Origin of the sequence: Bacteroides helcogenes P 36-108 (genome assembly GCF_000186225.1) — a bacterium.
In the GTDB taxonomy this organism is placed as follows: Bacteria; Bacteroidota; Bacteroidia; order Bacteroidales; family Bacteroidaceae; genus Bacteroides; species Bacteroides helcogenes.
Window position 1 is genome coordinate 1,910,630 of the sequence record NC_014933.1, and the last position, 19,452, is coordinate 1,930,081.

At 44.3% G+C, this 19,452-nt stretch carries 16 protein-coding genes; 10 read left to right on the plus strand and 6 right to left on the minus strand.

The window, feature by feature from the left end:
- Positions 1–2: 2 nt before the first annotated feature.
- Positions 3–950 carry a thioredoxin-disulfide reductase gene (trxB, locus tag BACHE_RS07580; protein WP_013547110.1) on the plus strand — a complete coding sequence of 316 codons (948 nt, stop codon included), beginning with the start codon at positions 3–5 and terminating at the stop codon, positions 948–950.
- A gap of 69 nt (positions 951–1,019) precedes the next feature.
- On the opposite strand, the gene BACHE_RS07585 is transcribed toward trxB, so the two are convergent.
- Both BACHE_RS07585 and BACHE_RS07590 read right to left on the minus strand, forming a co-directional pair.
- Positions 1,020–1,721 (minus strand): Crp/Fnr family transcriptional regulator, encoded by a 702-nt coding sequence (locus tag BACHE_RS07585; protein ID WP_041579262.1) that lies wholly within the window; start codon positions 1,719–1,721, stop codon positions 1,020–1,022.
- Between the two features lie 154 nt (positions 1,722–1,875).
- A complete protein-coding gene (locus tag BACHE_RS07590) occupies positions 1,876–4,065 on the minus strand; it encodes a glutamine synthetase III family protein (RefSeq protein ID WP_013547113.1) in 2,190 nt (729 codons plus the stop codon).
- Between the two features lie 301 nt (positions 4,066–4,366).
- On the opposite strand from BACHE_RS07590, the gene BACHE_RS07595 reads away from it, so the two are divergent.
- The 7 genes from BACHE_RS07595 (at position 4,367) to BACHE_RS07625 (ending at position 11,994) form a co-directional block, all read left to right on the plus strand.
- Positions 4,367–6,616: a DUF5686 family protein gene (locus tag BACHE_RS07595; RefSeq protein WP_013547114.1), complete on the plus strand. Its 2,250-nt coding sequence runs from the start codon at positions 4,367–4,369 to the stop codon at positions 6,614–6,616.
- A gap of 62 nt (positions 6,617–6,678) precedes the next feature.
- Positions 6,679–7,509 carry a type II pantothenate kinase gene (gene coaW / locus BACHE_RS07600; RefSeq protein WP_013547115.1) on the plus strand — a complete coding sequence of 277 codons (831 nt, stop codon included), beginning with the start codon at positions 6,679–6,681 and terminating at the stop codon, positions 7,507–7,509.
- 136 nt (positions 7,510–7,645) lie between these two features.
- Complete coding sequence (gene rpsA, locus BACHE_RS07605; RefSeq protein WP_013547116.1) at positions 7,646–9,436, plus strand: 30S ribosomal protein S1; 1,791 nt, start codon at positions 7,646–7,648, stop codon at positions 9,434–9,436.
- A 115-nt stretch (positions 9,437–9,551) separates the two neighbouring features.
- Positions 9,552–10,466, plus strand: a complete 915-nt coding sequence (locus BACHE_RS07610; RefSeq protein ID WP_013547117.1) for a ribonuclease Z — start codon at positions 9,552–9,554, stop codon at positions 10,464–10,466.
- A gap of 54 nt (positions 10,467–10,520) precedes the next feature.
- Positions 10,521–11,075: an RNA polymerase sigma factor gene (locus tag BACHE_RS07615; protein ID WP_013547118.1), complete on the plus strand. Its 555-nt coding sequence runs from the start codon at positions 10,521–10,523 to the stop codon at positions 11,073–11,075.
- Positions 11,076–11,122: 47 nt separating this feature from the next.
- Positions 11,123–11,488, plus strand: a complete 366-nt coding sequence (locus tag BACHE_RS07620; protein WP_013547119.1) for a hypothetical protein — start codon at positions 11,123–11,125, stop codon at positions 11,486–11,488.
- A gap of 29 nt (positions 11,489–11,517) precedes the next feature.
- Positions 11,518–11,994: a hypothetical protein gene (locus BACHE_RS07625; protein WP_013547120.1), complete on the plus strand. Its 477-nt coding sequence runs from the start codon at positions 11,518–11,520 to the stop codon at positions 11,992–11,994.
- 68 nt (positions 11,995–12,062) lie between these two features.
- Here the strand turns inward: BACHE_RS07625 and mazG are convergent, their stop codons facing one another.
- Positions 12,063–12,854 carry a nucleoside triphosphate pyrophosphohydrolase gene (gene mazG, locus BACHE_RS07630; RefSeq protein ID WP_013547121.1) on the minus strand — a complete coding sequence of 264 codons (792 nt, stop codon included), beginning with the start codon at positions 12,852–12,854 and terminating at the stop codon, positions 12,063–12,065.
- Positions 12,855–13,047: 193 nt separating this feature from the next.
- Here mazG and BACHE_RS07635 point away from each other — a divergent pair, with 193 nt between their 5' ends.
- Positions 13,048–13,653: a DJ-1/PfpI family protein gene (locus BACHE_RS07635; protein ID WP_013547122.1), complete on the plus strand. Its 606-nt coding sequence runs from the start codon at positions 13,048–13,050 to the stop codon at positions 13,651–13,653.
- Here BACHE_RS07635 and BACHE_RS07640 read toward each other — a convergent pair.
- Positions 13,614–14,699: a DUF3810 domain-containing protein gene (locus tag BACHE_RS07640; protein ID WP_041579739.1), complete on the minus strand. Its 1,086-nt coding sequence runs from the start codon at positions 14,697–14,699 to the stop codon at positions 13,614–13,616. The genes BACHE_RS07635 and BACHE_RS07640 overlap by 40 nt on opposite strands.
- 285 nt (positions 14,700–14,984) lie before the next feature.
- Here BACHE_RS07640 and BACHE_RS07645 point away from each other — a divergent pair, with 285 nt between their 5' ends.
- A complete protein-coding gene (locus tag BACHE_RS07645) occupies positions 14,985–17,669 on the plus strand; it encodes a valine--tRNA ligase (RefSeq protein ID WP_013547125.1) in 2,685 nt (894 codons plus the stop codon).
- 78 nt (positions 17,670–17,747) lie between these two features.
- On the opposite strand, the gene BACHE_RS07650 is transcribed toward BACHE_RS07645, so the two are convergent.
- Entirely contained in the window at positions 17,748–18,194 is a 447-nt protein-coding gene (locus tag BACHE_RS07650) for a hypothetical protein (RefSeq protein ID WP_013547126.1), read from the minus strand.
- Between the two features lie 91 nt (positions 18,195–18,285).
- Complete coding sequence (locus BACHE_RS07655; RefSeq protein WP_013547127.1) at positions 18,286–19,383, minus strand: DUF6340 family protein; 1,098 nt, start codon at positions 19,381–19,383, stop codon at positions 18,286–18,288.
- Positions 19,384–19,452 lie beyond the last annotated feature (69 nt).

Consider the following 19,452-nt stretch of genomic DNA (forward strand, 5'->3'; position numbering starts at 1 on the left):
ATATGGAAATAGAAAAAGTAAAATGTTTGATTATAGGTTCCGGTCCTGCAGGTTATACAGCCGCTATTTATGCTGGTCGTGCCAATCTTTCACCGGTGCTTTATGCAGGATTGCAGCCTGGTGGTCAGTTGACTACCACTACTGATGTAGAAAACTTTCCCGGATATCCGGTCGGTATCGGGGGATCGGAATTGATGGAGGATTTACGCAAGCAAGCGGAACGTTTCGGCGCAGATTTGCGCTATGGTGTTGCCACGGCTGCCGACCTTGGCCAGATGCCTTATAAGATAACGATTGATGATGAAAAGGTGATTGAAACAGAAACACTTATCATTGCTACAGGCGCTGCTGCAAAATATCTGGGACTCGATGATGAAAAAAAATATGCGGGCATGGGAGTTAGTGCCTGTGCCACTTGTGACGGCTTTTTCTATCGCAAGAAAACAGTAGCTGTTGTTGGTGGCGGAGATACTGCTTGTGAAGAGGCGGTCTATCTTGCAGGGCTGGCGTCAAAAGTTTATCTGATAGTTCGTAAGCCTTTCCTGCGTGCTTCTAAAATTATGCAGGAACGTGTGATGAACCATGATAAGATTGAAGTCTTGTTTGAGCACAATGCCGTAGGTCTGTATGGGGATGATGGAGTGGAAGGGGTGCATTTGGTGAAACGTGCGGGTGAAGCGGATGAGGAATATTATGATTTGGCTATTGACGGTTTCTTTTTGGCTATCGGGCACAAACCTAATTCGGACATCTTTAAGCCTTATATAGATACGGACGAGGTGGGATACATCATTACTGAACCGGACACTCCGCGTACTAAGCTTCCCGGTGTATTTGCTGCCGGAGACGTGGCTGACCCTCATTATCGTCAGGCAATTACTGCTGCGGGTAGCGGTTGCAAAGCTGCTATTGAAGCTGAAAGATATTTGTCCGCGAAAGGTGAAATTTAAAGAATTAAGGATTAAGAGATTGTATTTTGCGCTAATAGTGCAGCCTATTAATCCTTAATCCTTGTCTTTTTATCCTATTTTGCTTATTTTCTTTAGTTTTTCTTCATCAATGATTTTGATTTTACGTCCATCAATAGTTATTAACCGTTCTGTGGCGAATTGCGATAGTGTACGGATAGCATTGGACGTTGTCATGTTCGACAAATTGGCTAAATCTTCACGGGAAAGATAAATGCTTAGGGTAGAACCGTCTTCTTCCAGTCCGTAGCTTTCTTTGAGAAAAATTAGGGATTCGGCCAATCTCCCGCGAATGTGCTTTTGAGTTAGGTTCACGGTACGTTCATCTGCGATACCCAAATCAATGGACAGTTGTTTAATGAAGAACATGGCCAGGTCATTGTTTTGCGTCAGCAATGTCATGAGGGCGGTCATAGGTATTTGACAGACGAGGGAAGGTTCGAATGCTGATGCTGCGGTAACATAATCTGTTTTTGCAAAATATGGACGGTAGCCGAAATATTCCACAGGTTTAATCATGCGGATAATTTGGCTTCTTCCACCTACACCGTCTTTGTAAATTTTGACTTTTCCGTTCAACAGGCACATCAAATGGGTAGGCGTTTCGCCTTCACAATGGATAACCTCGTTTTTTTTATAGTTCTGAAGTGCGAAATGGTTGGCAAGGAACTCCCTTTGTTCTTCGTTTAAAGGGGCCCATATATCGGCAATCAACTCCGGAACATTGATATCAGACATGTTTATTTTTACCATAAATGCTGCAAAACTGTGTTATACAGCACAAATGTAAAAAGAAAAAATTAAATATTACACAAATGTGTCAAAAAGATATAGGAAATGGATATTTAAGTAGAGCCGTCTTCCCTTATAAGGGAAGAGGCTCTATCGATTCTCTGTCGCCAAATTTTCATTTAGTGAATAGCAATTCCCTGTATTTGGGCAAGGGCCAGATTTCATCGTCTATTTCCATCTCAAGGTGATCTATATGGTCACGTATGCTTTCCAGGAATGGGCGGACGTTTTCTTCATAAGCGAATGCTTTGTCCTTGTAGTTATCCATGTGGTTGGCTACTTTGCGGGCTTCGGTCATGTCATGTACTAATATCTTTATGGCTGTAACCCGTCGAGAAATTTCACGGATGAGTTCTTTGCGGTCAGCGCTGAGTATGTCATATTCTTCAGGAGAAAAGGTTTCACGTAAGCCGCGCAAATTGTCCAATAGACGATTTTGATAAATAACGGCAGTCGGCACAATATGATTGATGGCAAGGTCACCCAATACGCGGCTTTCAATTTGTACTTTCATTGTGTATTTCTCCAATTCTACTTCCAGACGGCAGGCAAGTTCCGTGTCATTGAAGATGTGTTCGCCGATCAGTACGGAACGTGACTGATTATCCATGTAATGCATCAAGGCTTCAGGGACATGGCATATGTTGGTCAGTCCGCGGCGGGCAGCCTCTTCTTTCCATTGTTCTGAGTAGCCGTCACCTTCAAAACGGATAGGTTCGGAATTAAGGATTGTTTCTTTGAGTATGCGGAAAATGGCTTCATCCTTTCCCACTCCTTCTTCCATCAGTTTGTCAACGGCAATCTTGAATTCGTTCAACTGATTGGCCATGGAGGCATTAATGGCAATCATGGCGGCAGCGCAATTGGCGGATGAGCCGGCGGCGCGGAATTCAAAGCGATTGCCGGTAAATGCAAACGGTGATGTACGGTTGCGATCGGTAGTGTCGAGTAAAATTTCCGGAATTCGTCCGATACCTAACTTCAGTGTAGTCTTTTCTTCAGCAGTCATTTTACTGTTGCTTACCTGACGCGCTATTTCGTCGAGAATGGAAGACAATTGTTTGCCTAAGAATATGGACAAGATGGCAGGCGGGGCTTCATTGGCGCCTAAACGGTGGCTGTTTCCGGCGCTGACAATAGATGCGCGAAGTAAATCTTGGTTTTTATAAACCATCATTAGGACATTTACGAGGAAAGTGAGGAACAGCATATTCCCTTTCGGATTCTTGCCTGGGGCAAAAAGATTGATGCCTGTGTCGGTGCAAAGCGACCAATTATTGTGTTTACCCGAACCATTTACTCCGCTATAAGGTTTTTCGTGTAGCAATACTGCAAAATTATGTTTGCGGGCGATACGTTTCATTAAATCCATTACCAACTGGTTGTGATCATTGGCGAGGTTTGCGTTTTCAAAAATAGGAGCCAGTTCAAATTGATTGGGTGCTACTTCATTATGGCGCGTCTTGACCGGAATACCCAATTTATGGCATTCAATTTCCAATTCTTTCATGAAAGCTGTCACACGTGGAGGGATGGAACCAAAATAATGGTCTTCCAGTTGTTGATCCTTAGCGGAAGAGTGTCCCATTAAGGTACGTCCTGTAAGGCAAAGGTCAGGGCGAGCATTATATAGAGCTGAGTCAACCAGAAAATATTCTTGTTCCCAGCCTAAGTTAGTATAGACACGCGTTATATTTTTATCAAATAACTGGCATACGTCTGTTGCGGCTCTATCCACGGCGGCCAAGGCTTTGAGTAGTGGCGTTTTATAATCGAGCGCCTCACCTGTATAAGAAATAAAGATAGTGGGGATACAGAGGGTACTCTCTACTACGAAAGCCGGAGAGGAAACATCCCATGCCGTATATCCTCTGGCTTCGAATGTGTTTCTTATACCTCCGTTAGGAAACGAAGATGCGTCCGGTTCTTGTTGGATAAGTAATTTGCCGGAAAAGCGTTCGATGATTTCCATACCTTCACCGAATTCGATGAAGCCGTCATGCTTTTCGGCGGTTCCGTCTGTTAAAGGTTGAAACCAGTGAGTGTAGTGGGTTACATTGAGTGATTTAGCCCAGCTTTTCATGCCGTTGGCTATCAAGTCTGCAATTTCACGATTAATGGGAGTTCCTTTTTCGATGGCGTCTGTCACGGCTTTGTAGGCCTCCTTAGGCAGATATTCTTGCATCTTTTTACGGTCGAAAACATGACTGCCATAGTAGTCGGACAATTTGTTTGAAGGGGTAGTGACTTCAAGAGGTCGCCTATTGGCAAGCTCCTGTAAAGCAAAAAATCGCATTTTTGACATATGAGTCTCTTCTTTTATTGGTTGTTGGGCGCAAAATTATATGTTTTTTCTGAATTACCCCTTGTTTTATGGGGGTATTATTGAAAAAATATATTGTTTTTCTTGGAATACCCCCTCTGAAAATGAGGTATTGGCCTATTTTTTTGTTTTTTGAATAAGAGTGTGTTCTTTGTTGAAACTATCCGTGATATTTCTACCTGATTAATAAAAAACAGGCACTGCAAAACATAAGTTAATTGTAGAATGAAGTAATACTCATTTTTTCTTATATTTGCCCCAAGCTATAAAAGAAATATTACGGTTGGAACGTCTCTTGTTTATATGGATTTGGATTTGTTACCTCTTGCCGGTATGGCAAGAGGTAGGTGCGGCATGTGTATCCTATCCTAAGGATATACAGGTGCGTTCGGCTGATTCGATAATGGACAAAGTTATTTTTTATGCTCCTTTTTATGAACGTATCATAGATAATTACAAAGCGGAATTATATATAAAAGGTAGGGTAAATATCCGGAAGAAAAATCATATACTTCGTTTCATTCCTTCTATGTTTCGTATCCGTAAAGGAGTGAGAGAATATATGATGGAGACTTATAGTGATCTGCATTTTACGTCTCCTAATATTTATGACCAGAAGATTAAGGCAAGTGTCGGTACTGCTTCCGAATTTTGGGAATTGGACGGACGGCTTCCTGAATATTTTCATATAAACATCTATTCGGCTACCTTATTATATGATAAGCTGCTTTCTCCATTGGCTCCCAATGCAAAGAAATATTATACTTATCGCATTGATACAGTGATGGGAGAAAAACACGATCTTCGTTATAAAATCCGTTTTATGCCGAAAAATAAAAGCTTTCAGCTCGTGGGAGGGTATATGGTGGTCAGTGATAATGTATGGAGTATCAGGGAGATGAGGTTCGCCGGACGCAATGAAATATTACGATTCAATAATTTGGTGCAAATGGGAAATGTGGGTGAGTCGGATGAGTTTCTTCCTGTACATTATGATGTAGATGCCTCTTTCCGTTTTTTGGGTAATTTGATAAATGGCAACTATACGGCAGTGCTTGATTATAAAAGCATACACCAGAGAAATCTCTCTCAGGCACGGGAGGGGAGAGAGAAAAAAAAATACGATTTATCAGATTCTTATACATTGCGCAGCGATACAAATGCTCTACTCCGTGATACTGCTTATTTTAATGAAATACGTCCTATTCCCTTGTCTTCTCATGAAGATACTTTATATCAGGATTTTTTTCTGCGGCGTGATACTCTTTTGGTGAAAAAAAAACCGAAGAACAAGAATCTGGAGTTTTGGGGGCAGGTTGGTGATGCGCTTATCAGCCGTTATACGGTGGATCTTGCAAAGATGGGAAGCGTGCGGTGTTCACCGTTGGTAAATCCGTTTTTGCTGAGTTATAGCGGAGGCGGTTTTTCATACCGGCAAGAGTTTAAGTATAATCGTTTGTTTAGGGGTGACCGTCTGCTGCGTGTTGTTCCCAGGATTGGCTATGATTTTAAAGAAAGGGAGTTCTATTGGCAGGTGGGTGTCGATTTTGATTATTGGCCCCGTAAGCGGGCAGCTCTGCATATTGATTTCGGTAACGGCAACCGTATTTATAGCAGTGATGTGCTGGATGACCTGAAAGCCATTCCTGACAGTCTTTTCGACTTCAATCAGATACATTTGGACTATTTCAAAGATTTGTACCTGAATGTTCGTCATAGCTGGGAGATTGTTAACGGTTTGACTGTGGAGGTCGGACTTTCTATGCACAGACGTACGGAAGTGGAACGTTCCAAGTTTGTTCCGAATTATCCAGTCATGCCACCAACGAAATCGACACTGACTTCTGATGGCGGATCTTTGTTCTTTCCTAATTTTGATCCTAATATCTTGAATAAGTTCCGTCATACATATAATAGTTTTGCACCTCGTGTCACCGTTTCATGGACTCCGGGGCAGTATTATTATATGAAAGGGAACCGTAAGGTGAACTTGCATTCTAAGTATCCCTCTATTTCTGTGGATTGGGAACGGGGCATAAGTGGAGTGTTTCATAGTAGTGGTTCGTATGAGCGAATAGAAGTGGATTTACAACATCAGATTCCTTTGGGATTGATGCGTGACCTTTACTGGCGTTTCGGCTGGGGGGCATTTACCAATCAAAAGGAACTTTATTTCGTGGATTTCGCTAACTTACGCCGTTCTAATCTGCCTATGGGATGGAATGATGACATCGGAGGAGTGTTTCAGTTACTCGATGGACGTTGGTATAATTCTTCCCGTAAATATTTGCGTGGACATCTCACTTATGAGGCTCCTTTCCTTTTGTTACGGCATTTGATGAAATATACTCAATATGTACTGAATGAACGTTTGTATCTGAATGCTTTGGCTGTTCCTCATTTGAAGCCTTACATTGAAGTTGGATATGGTATAGGTACACACGTCTTTGACTTTGGATTGTTTGCCAGTTTTGCCAATTGGAAATATCAGGAAATCGGTTGTAAGTTCACGTTCGAGCTGTTTAACAGATAAACTCTTTTTTACAAATGATATTTTTATTTCTATCTTTGCACTTCAAAATATTATAATAAATCATGGGTATAGTAATAGGAATAGATGTCGGTGGAAGCACTACAAAAATAGTTGGGATCAGTGGAGAAGAAATAAAATCTCCAATGTTTATCACTGCTACTGATCCGGTGACTTCCTTGTTTGGAGCATTCGGAAAGTATATATACGATAATGGCATTCAGCTCTCGGATATTGAACAGGTGATGCTGACCGGTGTGGGGAGCGCTTTTGTGAATTCACCTTTGTACGGTCTGCCTACTTGTAAAACAGATGAATTTCTTGCTAATGGATTGGGGGCTCAGTATGCCATGGATATAGACCGGATGATTGTGGTCAGTATGGGAACGGGAACTTCTTTCGTGAGGATTGACGGAGGCAAGATAGAGCATATCGGCGGTATGGGTATTGGCGGTGGAACTTTGCAGGGGCTTTCACGTTTATTGTTAAAGACTCATGATATTCATCAGATATCCGATTTGGCGGTAAAGGGAGATGTGACTCGTGTAAATTTGCAGATCGGTGATATTTGTAATACGGCGTTGCCCGATTTGCCGGTAAATGCCACTGCCTCTTTATTCGGTAAGGCAGACAGCAATGCTTTGCCGGAAGATATTGCTTGCGGCATTATATATACTGTACTTCAGACAATTGGAGGAGCTGCCGTGCTTGCGGCTTTGAATAGTCCTGTCAAAGATTTTGTGCTGATTGGAAATCTTACACTGCTTCCGCAATGCCGTGAAGTATTTACCAAAATGGAAAGCATTTACCATGTACATTTTCATATACCGCCTTATGCAGAATACAGGACAGCGATAGGTGCGGCTCTGGCATATGTCAATCGTGATGAAGGCTGAATTTCAGAAAGAAGGATGATAGAAAGATTGGCTGTTTTGTTTTGTACTTCAAGAAATTACTTTTATCTTTGCGCCCGATTTAATGTGAATCAATATAAAGTCTCACTTAATTAACGAGTTAAACAAATTATTATTAATGGAAAATTTAAAGAATGTGGCTCCTATTGAAGACTTCAACTGGGATGCTTATGAGAACGGTGAATCCGTAGCAAGCACAAGTCATGAAGACTTGGAAAAAGCGTATGACACTACGCTGAACAAAGTTAACGACCGCGAGGTAGTTGACGGAACCGTAATTGCAATGAACAAGCGTGAAGTAGTTGTGAACATCGGTTACAAATCAGACGGTATCATTCCGATGAGTGAGTTCCGTTACAATCCGGATCTGAAAGTAGGTGATACCGTAGAGGTATATATTGAAAATCAGGAAGACAAGAAAGGACAGTTGGTCCTGTCTCATCGCAAAGCTCGTGCCACCCGTTCTTGGGATCGCGTTAACGCAGCTTTGGAAAATGAAGAAATTATCAAGGGTTACATTAAGTGCCGCACTAAGGGTGGTATGATTGTTGACGTATTCGGTATCGAAGCATTCTTGCCGGGTTCTCAAATAGACGTTAAGCCTATCCGTGACTATGATGTATTCGTTGGCAAAACTATGGAATTCAAGGTTGTCAAGATCAATCAGGAATTCAAGAATGTTGTTGTATCCCATAAAGCTCTTATCGAAGCTGAATTGGAGCAGCAGAAAAAAGAAATCATCGGTAAACTCGAAAAAGGACAAGTCCTCGAAGGTACTGTTAAGAATATCACTTCCTATGGTGTATTTATCGACCTGGGCGGCGTAGACGGTTTGATTCACATCACAGACCTTTCTTGGGGACGTGTCAGCGATCCGAAAGAAGTGGTTGAACTCGATCAGAAACTCAACGTTGTTATCCTTGATTTTGACGACGAGAAGAAGCGTATCGCTCTGGGCTTGAAACAACTTACTCCGCATCCGTGGGATGCCCTCGATCCTAACTTGAAGGTAGGCGACCACGTGAAGGGTAAAGTAGTCGTTATGGCTGACTACGGTGCATTCATCGAAATCGCAGCAGGTGTTGAAGGCTTGATTCACGTATCAGAAATGTCCTGGAGCCAACATTTGCGCTCTGCACAAGACTTCATGAAGGTAGGTGACGAAGTTGAAGCAGTAGTTCTGACTTTGGACCGCGAAGAACGTAAGATGTCTCTTGGCATCAAGCAACTGAAGGCTGACCCCTGGGAAACTATCGAAGAGAAATATCCTCTTGGCTCTAAGCACACAGCTAAGGTGCGCAACTTCACTAACTTCGGTGTATTCGTAGAAATCGAAGAAGGTGTAGATGGCTTGATTCATATCTCCGACCTGTCTTGGACTAAGAAGGTGAAACATCCTTCAGAATTCACTCAGATAGGTGCAGACATCGACGTACAGGTATTGGAAATCGATAAGGAAAACCGTCGTTTGAGCCTCGGCCACAAGCAACTCGAAGAAAATCCCTGGGATGTATTCGAAACTGTATTCACAGTAGGTTCGGTACACGAAGGTACTATCATCGAAATGCTGGATAAGGGTGCTGTTGTAGCTCTGCCTTACGGTGTAGAAGGTTTTGCAACTCCGAAGCACTTGGTTAAGGAAGATGGTTCACAAGCTCAGTTGGACGAGAAACTCGAATTCAAAGTTATCGAGTTCAACAAGGACGCTAAGCGCATCATCCTTTCCCACAGCCGCATCTTCGAAGATGTAGCTAAGGCAGAGGAAAGAGCTGAGAAGAAGGCATCCAAGAAGTCTTCTCCGAAGAGAGAAGAAACTCCTTCCATTCAGAATCAGGCAGCTTCTACCACTTTGGGTGACATTGATGCTTTGGCTGCTTTGAAAGAACAGATGGAAGCCGGAAAGAAGTAATCCAAACTTCTATCTATAAATAAAAGGTGAAGGGCACTTGTGTAAACAGGTGTCCTTTTCTTTTCCCTTCTTGAACAGATTGGATTAAGAAGAAAAATACTACCTTTGCGCTGTCATGGAAAAATTTGACTTACACATACTCGGCTGCGGATCGGCATTGCCCACTACCCGTCATTTCCCTACTTCACAGATAGTGAACGTACGCGACAAATTGTTTATGATAGATTGCGGTGAGGGGGCACAGTTGCAATTTCGCAAAACACACCTCAAGTTCTCACGGCTGACTCACATTTTTATTTCTCATTTGCATGGTGACCATTGCTTCGGGTTGCCGGGACTGATTTCCACGCTCAATCTTTTGGGACGTACGGCAGAATTGCATATTCATTCGCCGAAGGGGCTGGAAGCATTATTTGTTCCAATGTTGGCTTTCTTCAATCGTCAGATGACATATAAGGTGCTTTTCCATGAGTTTGATACAAGAGAACCTGCCATGATTTATGAAGACCGTTCGCTGACGGTGACTACCATCCCTTTACGTCATCGTATGCCGTGCTGTGGTTTCCTGTTTGAAGAAAAGAGGCGCTCTAATCATATATTGCGTGAGATGGTGGATTTTTATCAAGTGCCGGTATATGAGCTGAACCGCATAAAGAATGGGGCCGACTACGTGACGCCTGGAGGAGAAACAATTCCTAATAATCGTTTGACAATCCCTTCGGAGCAGCCTCGCAGCTATGCCTATTGCTCGGACACCATTTACTTGCCCTCTATTGCAGATCAGATAAGAGGTGTCGATTTACTGTTCCACGAAGCTACTTTTGCCAATGAAGACGCATCCCGCGCCAAGGAAACCTTTCATACCACGGCTGCCCAAGCAGCGCAGATAGCTCGTGATGCCGGAGTGAAGAAGTTGTTGATAGGGCATTTCTCTGCCCGCTACGATGATGAAAGTGCACTGCTGCAAGAAGCTTCTTCCATCTTTGCAGATACGCAACTTGCCAAAGAAACGCTTTGTGTGACGATATAAATTAAACTTTCAGTATCTTTGTCAGTCTAATAAACAAATGCGTATAGAAAATATATGAACCCTTCCTATAATGAACGTGAAGTATTGGCCCTTTTGCAGGACGAAAGTACACAAAAGCGGGGATTTGAGATGATTGTCGCCCGGTATAGCGAACAGCTTTATTGGCAAATCCGCCGTATGGTACTTTCTCATGAAGACGCTGATGATTTACTTCAGAATACTTTCATTAAGGCATGGATGAATATTGATTATTTCCGGGCGGAAGCTAAACTTTCTACGTGGCTCTATCGTATTGCCCTGAATGAATGCCTTACTTTCCTAAACAAGCAGCGAGCTGCGGCTACGGTGTCATTGGATGATCCTGAAGCCGACGTGATTCAGAAATTGGAAAGCGATCCTTATTTTTCGGGAGACAAGGCTCAGATGACTTTGCAGAAAGCTCTGCTTTCTTTGCCGGAGAAACAGCGGATGGTATTCAACCTGAAATACTATCAGGAGATGAAGTATGAGGAGATGTCGGATATTTTTGGAACCTCTGTGGGGGCTTTGAAAGCTTCCTATCACCATGCTGTGAAAAAAATCGAGAAGTTTTTGGGTGAGGAGTATTAAACCTTTGCAATGAAACAGTGTCTAACCAAACAGAAAGGAGAACGCTTATGAAAGATGAGGATAACATACTGAAAAAGGTAGGAACGGAGAACCCTTTCCGGATTCCTGACGGTTATTTTGAAGGACTTGCTTCGGAGGTGATGAACCGTCTTCCTGAGAAAGAAAAACCTACCGTCCTGAAGAAAGAATCTGCAATGTGGGCCAAAGTAAGGCCGTGGCTGTATATGACTGCCATGTTTATCGGTGCGGCGTTGATTATCCGCATGGCCTCTTCGAACCGTACTCCGGCTGTGAATCGTGTGGCCAATGATGATACGGATATGGAAGTGGAATATATCAATACGGCCCTGGATAATTCGATGATGGATGACTATTCTCTATACGTTTATCTTGCAGATGTTGACGGAGAGTAAGATAAGAACTAAACTGAAAGAAAAGAACAATGAAAAAGCTGATCGTTTTATTTATTATGGTATGCGGTGTCATGCCCTTGCTTTGGGCTTCCGACGGATGTGACCAGCGTCTGACGCAGGATGAATTTCGCGCTAAGCAGAAAGCCTATATCACTGAGAAGGCAGGTTTGACGAAAGAGGAGGCCGCTAAATTTTTCCCGCTTTATTTTGAGTTGCAGGATCGGAAGAAACAACTGAATGATGAGGCATGGGGGCTGATTCGTAAAGGAAAGAATGAGAGCACTACCGAAGCTCAGTATGAGGAGATAATGGAAGGCGTCTATGATGCCCGCATGGCTTCCGACCGTCTGGACAAGACTTATTTTGATAAATTCAAGAAGATGCTTTCCTTCAAGAAGATTTATCTGATACAGAAGGCAGAAATGAAGTTTCATCGTGAATTACTGAGAAATATGCAACCGAGGGGAAAAGGAGGACCGGAAAGGAAACAATCGGTTGAAAAATAAAAACAGATGGTCTGTTTGCACAAAACAGATCGCTTGTTGAGGTTGCACGGACCATCTGTTTGGATGGTCTATTTTTTTTGCTCCAGCGCTTTGGCCTCATTCCATAGCTTGTCCATTTCTTCCAAAGTCATGTCGTGCAGGTTCTTTCCTTCCTTGATACTGTGTGCCTCCACATAGTTGAAGCGGCGGATAAACTTCTGGTTGGTGCATTCCAGTGCATTGTCTGGGTTGATTTTATAGAGGCGTGCGGCATTGATGAGGCTGAACATTACGTCACCGAATTCGGCTTCCGCTTTTTCCTTGTCCATATTGGCCACTTCGGTCTGAAACTCCTGAATTTCTTCTTTCACTTTATCCCACACTTGCTCGCGCTCTTCCCAGTCGAAGCCTACATTGCGTGCTTTGTCTTGAATGCGATAAGCCTTGATGAGTGAGGGCAGGGCGGCAGGTACACCACTTAGCACAGTCTTGTTGCCATCCTTCTCCTTTAGCTTCAGTTGCTCCCAATTTTCGGACACCTGTCCGGCGGTTTCTGCCTTCACGTCTCCGAACACGTGCGGATGACGGTAAATCAGTTTTTCGCAGAGGTGGTCGCACACATCCTTGATGTCGAAGTCTTCCGTCTCGCTGCCTATCTTTGCATAGAAAGCTACATGTAACAATACATCGCCCAATTCTTTGCAGATATCGTTCTTGTCATCACGCATCAGGGCGTCACACAGTTCGTATGTTTCTTCAATGGTGTTTGGGCGCAGGCTCTCGTTGGTCTGTTTTCTGTCCCACGGACATTTTACTCGCAGTTCGTCGAGTATGTCGAGGAAGCGTCCGAAGGCTTCCATTTGTTCTTTTCTTGAATGCATGGTCTATTGAATTTGTCTGCAAAAATAGGATAATTGCACTACGGAAGTGCAGAAAAATGGAAAATTCTGCACTTCCGTAGTGCAATTACTGTGAAGAGGAGATGGAATAAAGCTTCATGCGGAAAGAAGTAAGAGCTAAATGCATTACCTTTGCATCTGCATAAATAACTTTATCCATAAGGAAAATAGAAAGATGAAGAACGAAGTATTGTACGTGTTGCTTGACGAATATGCCGCACACGAAGCTGTTTATCTGTCACAGGCCATCAGCTCGGATGAGGTGGCAATGAAGCAGCATCCCAAGTACATTAATAAGGTAGTGGCTGCTACCATGCGGCCTGTCCGGTCTATCGGAGGATTCCGGACTTTGCCCGATTATTCGCTGGAGACCATGCCCGAAGACTATGCGGCATTGGTGCTGATTGGAGGCTACGGCTGGAAGACAGAAGTTGCCGAGGCGGTGGTTCCCATTGTGCAGAAAGCAATGGCCAAAGGAATTATAGTCGGTGCAATTTGCAATGGTGCGTCATTTATGGCTCAGCATGGTTTCCTCAACCATATAAAGCACACGGGCAATGGAGTGGAACAACTAAAACTGTGGGGTGGAGGAAACTATACCAATGAGGCCGGTTACGTCAACAAACAGGCTGTGAGCGACGGGCGTATAGTGACAGCCAACGGTTCCGCCACATTGGAATTTGCACGCGAACTTTTAATTCTGTTGGAGAACGATACGGAAGAACGCATTGAAATGTATTATCAGTTCAATAAGCAAGGATTTGTACAACTGTTCTCGTAAGAAATCAGCAGCCCCACCACTTCCGAGTAATTCTTGCGTCCGCTTTCTATCCGGTTGCCTTTCAGATAGAGGTCGTATATCCGGTCCTGAATATCTCCGATAAGAGGATTGTATTTTGACATCCAGTATTCGCTGTTCTTTCTTGCCAATTCGATGATTTCCGGTCGGATGCGGTCGAGTAGTGCTGTATATTCTTTCTCGTCCATCAGTCGGCGGGCATTGCCGAGTACATGCGATAAGACAGAAAAGTAGCCGCTGAAGCGGATGCCGCGTGACTGCGAACGGGTGCAGACCTGATAAGCATAGAAATTGGCTTCAGCCTCGCTGGTGATGCCCAGCAGATGGGCAAGCTCGTGGGCATAAGTCGCCGGATATTGTGTGGGGAGCAAGTCACCGTTCAGCGTAAACTCGCAGAAGAAGGGCCCCATACTGCCTGTGACCCCCACCATAGAGATGAGTGGCGTGAAAAGCATGGTCTTTACACGGGGAGAGGGATGAAAGGGACGATGTACACCCAATGAAGAACTGATTTGGTTGTAGCCCCGTATGCTCTCTCGGCAAACCAATGCCTCGTTGATGGACGTGACATTGGCATAAGAGGCATTCAGCTTCTTGACATAGTTGTCTGCAAATCGTTGAAAACTTTCAGGCGTATAGGCAGAGTAGGGAATGCCGGTTCTTTCGTAAAAGTTCTTTTGCGAATAGTTCAGCCCCCATGCTGCATAGAACCATACATACACCCACGCCAGATATTTGGCGTTATTCAGCAAGATGCGCTTCCACTTCCTTTTCAAGCAAAGACGGGCATAGATGGGGTAAAGCAGTATGCCGGCAATGCTCAGTGCAATGAACAAGTCGCCGACGGCAAAAGGGATGAGGCGCGAGAAAGACGAAAGAATTTGCGCGATGAACGGATACGCATGCTGTGCATAGCTGTCTCCCCAGCCGGGTACTGTCTGCACCAACCACACAAGCAGCAAAAAAAATATCAGAAGCGGCAAACCGCCTTTGAACCTTCTTCCAATTATCCTAATATCCGGTTTCATCATAAGCTCTATACCTTTGTTTTGTCTTTTCCCTCCTGTGGTAAACACTTTCCCTTTTGTGGTAAATACTTTTCCGCCCCTTTCTAAATAGCTTTTCCTCCTATGGTAAATTTCGTTACCCTCAGAGGTAAATCTCGTTACCTCCCGGAGAAACTATGCTTTCTTCTTGTGGAAAATGCTTTTGTAGAGCAAAGGTATATAATTCTTTTCATTGCTTTTGCCGTAAAAAGCTATTAATTTATTAATTTTGCGCCCATTATAACAAAATTATAGACTTTTAGAAACATGGAATTAGCAAGTAAGTACAATCCCGCTGACGTGGAGGGAAAGTGGTATCAGTATTGGTTGGACCACAAATTATTCAGTTCGAAACCCGATGGTCGTGAACCCTACACCGTCGTCATTCCGCCTCCCAACGTCACAGGTGTGCTTCACATGGGACACATGCTTAATAATACCATTCAGGATATCTTGGTGCGCCGCGCCCGTATGGAGGGTAAGAATGCCTGCTGGGTTCCGGGCACGGACCACGCCTCTATTGCCACAGAGGCCAAGGTGGTGAATAAGCTTGCCGCGCAGGGCATCAAGAAGACCGACCTCACACGCGACGAATTCTTGAAGCATGCCTGGGAGTGGACGGACGAGCACGGCGGTATCATCCTAAAGCAGCTCCGCAAGCTGGGTGCATCCTGCGACTGGGATCGTACTGCCTTTACCATGGACGAGAAACGCAGCGAAAGCGTGCTCAAAGTATTTGTGGATCTTTACAACAAGGGCTTGATTTATCGTGGCGTGCGTATGGTGAACTGGGATCCGAAAGCACTCACCGCCCTCAGCGACGAAGAAGTCATCTACAAGGAAGAACACAGTAAGCTGTACTACCTGAGATATTACGTTGCCGATGATGACATGTCCGGCGAGACGGGAGCCGAAGGCGAAGTTGTTCACCGCGATGCTTCCGGCAAGCGTTATGCTGTAGTGGCTACTACACGTCCCGAAACAATCATGGGTGACACGGCGATGTGTATCAATCCTGCCGACCCGAAGAACCAGTGGTTGAAGGGCAAGAAAGTGATTGTTCCATTGGTGAACCGCATTATTCCCGTTATTCAGGACGATTATGTAGATGTGGAATTCGGTACGGGCTGTCTGAAGGTGACTCCTGCACACGACGTCAATGACTATATGCTGGGCGAGAAATACAACCTGCCCACTATCGACATTTTCAATGACAACGGTACACTGAGCGAAGCTGCCGGACTCTATGTCGGCATGGATCGTTTCGATGTGCGCGAGCAGATAGAGAAGGACTTGCAGGACGCCGGATTGCTGGAGAAAGTGGAAGCCTATACCAACAAAGTGGGCTTCTCCGAGCGTACCAGCGTAGCAATCGAGCCGAAGCTCTCTATGCAATGGTTCCTCAAGATGCAGCACTTTGCCGATATGGCCCTGCCTCCGGTAATGAACGATGAGTTGAAATTCTATCCTGCCAAATATAAGAACACGTATAAGAACTGGTTGGAGAACATCAAAGACTGGTGCATCAGCCGCCAGTTGTGGTGGGGACACCGTATTCCTGCTTACTTCCTGCCGGAAGGCGGATATGTGGTAGCCGCCACTCCCGAAGAGGCTTTGAAGCTGGCTCGGGAAAAGACCGGAAATCCTGCCCTTAAACCGGAGGATTTGCGTCAGGACGAGGACTGCCTCGACACTTGGTTCTCTTCTTGGTTGTGGCCCATCTCTTTGTTCGACGGCATCCTGAATCCGGGCAACGAAGAAATCAACTATTATTATCCCACCAGCGACCTCGTGACGGGGCCGGACATCATCTTCTTCTGGGTGGCGCGCATGATTATGGCGGGGTATGAGTATGAAGGCAAGATGCCGTTCAAGAACGTTTACTTCACGGGTATCGTTCGTGACAAGCTGGGACGCAAGATGTCCAAGTCACTCGGCAACTCGCCCGACCCGCTGGATTTGATAGCCACCTACGGCGCCGACGGTGTACGTATGGGTATGATGCTTTCGGCTCCTGCCGGCAATGACATCCTCTTTGACGATGCGCTTTGCGAACAGGGACGTAACTTCAACAACAAGATATGGAACGCTTTCCGTCTTATTAAGGGTTGGGAAGTAAGTTCCGAGGTGGCTATGCCGGAAGCTGCCGAACTGGCAATGCGTTGGTTCGACTCCAAACAGAACGTCGTAGCTGCCGAAGTGGCGGACTTGTTCGGCAAGTATCGTTTGAGCGAGGCGTTAATGGCCGTGTACAAACTCTTCTGGGATGAGTTCTCTTCCTGGTATCTGGAAATGATTAAGCCTGCTTACGGTCAGCCTATCAACAAGAAGGTGTATGACACGACTATCGGTTTCTTCGATAATCTGTTGCACCTGTTGCATCCGTTCATGCCGTTCATCACCGAAGAATTGTGGCAGCACATTGTTGACCGTAAAGACGGAGAGAGCCTTATGGTAAGTCCTATTTCCATGTCGACGGAAGTGGATGAAGCCTTTGTACAGCAGTTTGAAGTGGTGAAGGAAGTTATCAGTAACGTACGCTCCATTCGTTTGCAGAAGAACATTGCCCAGAAAGAGGCATTGGAACTGCAGGTTGTCGGTGAGAATCCGGTAGCGGCTTTCGACGCTGTCATTATGAAGATGTGTAACCTTTCTGCCGTAACCGCAGTTGAGGCTAAGGCTGACGGTGCTGCCGCCTTTATGGTAGGTACAACGGAATATGCCGTGCCTCTGGGCAACATGATTGATGTGGAAGTCGAAATAGCCCGTATGGAGGCCGAGCTGAAACATAAGGAAGGCTTCTTGCAAGGAGTTCTGAAGAAACTGGGTAACGAGAAGTTTGTGAACAACGCTCCTGCCAATGTGCTCGAAATGGAACGTAAGAAGCAGGCGGACGCAGAAAGTATCATCAACTCACTGAAAGAAAGCATTGCTGCGCTGAGGAAGGCGTAAATAGCAGTATGATATGAAAAGAAAGCTCCGGAACATTTGTTCCGGAGCTTTCTTCGCTTAAATCCTTTTTTCAGGATTTTATTTCTCCAGCAAATCTTTCAGGAAAGTATCCAATTCTTCATTCAGTCCTTGCAGCAGTTCGTCATTCAAGAATAAAGTGTCATCATCTATCAACAGAAGTTCGGCAAGTGTTTCTTTTTCATCATCTACCAATACAAATGAGAATGGCTTCAGGATAGTAAGCTTCTCGAAATCTCCTGCATTCTTCATGCTGCAAAGCAAAGTAGAGAAGATTCGCTCTATATCTTCATAAAAGTCTTCGCCTTCATATGTAGTCCATTCCTCAATTGTTACGTTTGCCAGCTCCTCATCTTCATCGTCGAAGATGGACAATTCACCGGAATTCTGGTTAGGTTGCAAATGAATGTCCGTTACGATAGTTTGTTCACAACCACAGGTATATTTGCTGATTGCTTTCTTAATGGTTCTCTCAAGGAGGGATAATGACGATTGACTGAGCTTCATAATGTCTTTTTTTCTTAATAGTTGTTCAAAGGTAGGGAAAATAATTAATAACGAAACATTAATAGTGAAAAAAATGGAGAACGTCGTTTATTTAGTCCTCCTTGAATCGGTTCATTTGGGCATTCAAGCGCATTAAGCCCTCTTTTCTTTCTTGTAATTCGTTTACAAATAGGGTTGTGAAAAGATAATTGGGAACAGATTCAAGAGTGATTCCCTTGCTTTGCTTTTCGTCAATTTTGTCTATTTCGTGGGCGATGGCTTGTGCTTTGAGTGCCCACTCCGTGGCTGTATTTATACTGTCCTGCATTTCATAGCCCAAAGCTATGTTATAGGCAGCGTACATTGTCTGTTTCTTTTTCTTTGTCCCAATATCCTTTTTCCACAGTTTGATGGCTTCGGCCCAATTTCCTTCTTTGACATATACGGCAGCATCACGCATGTTTATGGAGCCTCCCCTGAAAAAGTAACGGTTGGCTGTTTTCCAGTGAGGAAGGAGATACTTTACAGGTACAGTTCCAGCAAATTCGGAGGCTTGCTTTATCATATTGCTTTCGCTGATAAGGCGGGCACGTACGGATGCTTCTCCACTTTCCACTTCTTCCCAAAAGATACTGTCATTACAGTTTATAGTGACCATAGCTCCCTTACGATTGGGTAAATATACTTTTACAGTGGGATATACCTTTACATCTACTGTTCCATGGAAAGCTCCCCAATCTGGTATATAACTGATTTTACGGGTAGCACGCATCTGTATATTTTCCAGTGCTATAAGGAAGTCTGCACCCAGATTTCGGATAAGTTCATCTACTTCTTCTTGGTTCAGTGTGCTTTCTCGTGGAATAATGTCTTTACTGCGGAGAGCTGAATCACAAATCACTACTTCATCAAAGTAATTTTCCTTAGCTAAGGATTCTGCCAGAGCCTCGGTTGTTACTTTTGCGTTTCCGTTGTAATAATTGGTGAGTCGGGCTATCTCATTTTCACTCTTTTTCTTTTCTTGTTGGCTGATAATAATCTTGTTGTCGGGAGTTTCCGGCATATTATTGACGACAGCTACCCGTTTCAGGGCAGACGGAAAACTGACCTCTGCCGGAAGCATGTAGTCTATAGACAGTTGCTCTACGCTTTGGCAACTACCCAAAAGCAGCATGCTTGTCAAAAACAGACAATAGTGATGTTTGCCCATAGTTTCTTACTTTAAAAAAATGTGATAAAGTGATAAGTGTTGCCACTCTGTCACTTTATCACTTTATTA

Coding starts and splice junctions, on each gene's coding strand:
- BACHE_RS07620 (WP_013547119.1), top strand. CDS start 11,123: ATGAAAGATGAGGATAACATACTGAAAAAGGTAGGAACGGAGAACCCT.
- BACHE_RS07655 (WP_013547127.1), bottom strand. CDS start 19,383: ATGGGCAAACATCACTATTGTCTGTTTTTGACAAGCATGCTGCTTTTG.
- rpsA (WP_013547116.1), top strand. CDS start 7,646: ATGGAAAATTTAAAGAATGTGGCTCCTATTGAAGACTTCAACTGGGAT.
- BACHE_RS07590 (WP_013547113.1), bottom strand. CDS start 4,065: ATGTCAAAAATGCGATTTTTTGCTTTACAGGAGCTTGCCAATAGGCGA.
- BACHE_RS07645 (WP_013547125.1), top strand. CDS start 14,985: ATGGAATTAGCAAGTAAGTACAATCCCGCTGACGTGGAGGGAAAGTGG.
- trxB (WP_013547110.1), top strand. CDS start 3: ATGGAAATAGAAAAAGTAAAATGTTTGATTATAGGTTCCGGTCCTGCA.
- BACHE_RS07615 (WP_013547118.1), top strand. CDS start 10,521: ATGAACCCTTCCTATAATGAACGTGAAGTATTGGCCCTTTTGCAGGAC.
- coaW (WP_013547115.1), top strand. CDS start 6,679: ATGGGTATAGTAATAGGAATAGATGTCGGTGGAAGCACTACAAAAATA.
- mazG (WP_013547121.1), bottom strand. CDS start 12,854: ATGCATTCAAGAAAAGAACAAATGGAAGCCTTCGGACGCTTCCTCGAC.
- BACHE_RS07610 (WP_013547117.1), top strand. CDS start 9,552: ATGGAAAAATTTGACTTACACATACTCGGCTGCGGATCGGCATTGCCC.
- BACHE_RS07635 (WP_013547122.1), top strand. CDS start 13,048: ATGAAGAACGAAGTATTGTACGTGTTGCTTGACGAATATGCCGCACAC.
- BACHE_RS07625 (WP_013547120.1), top strand. CDS start 11,518: ATGAAAAAGCTGATCGTTTTATTTATTATGGTATGCGGTGTCATGCCC.
- BACHE_RS07650 (WP_013547126.1), bottom strand. CDS start 18,194: ATGAAGCTCAGTCAATCGTCATTATCCCTCCTTGAGAGAACCATTAAG.
- BACHE_RS07640 (WP_041579739.1), bottom strand. CDS start 14,699: ATGAAACCGGATATTAGGATAATTGGAAGAAGGTTCAAAGGCGGTTTG.
- BACHE_RS07585 (WP_041579262.1), bottom strand. CDS start 1,721: ATGGTAAAAATAAACATGTCTGATATCAATGTTCCGGAGTTGATTGCC.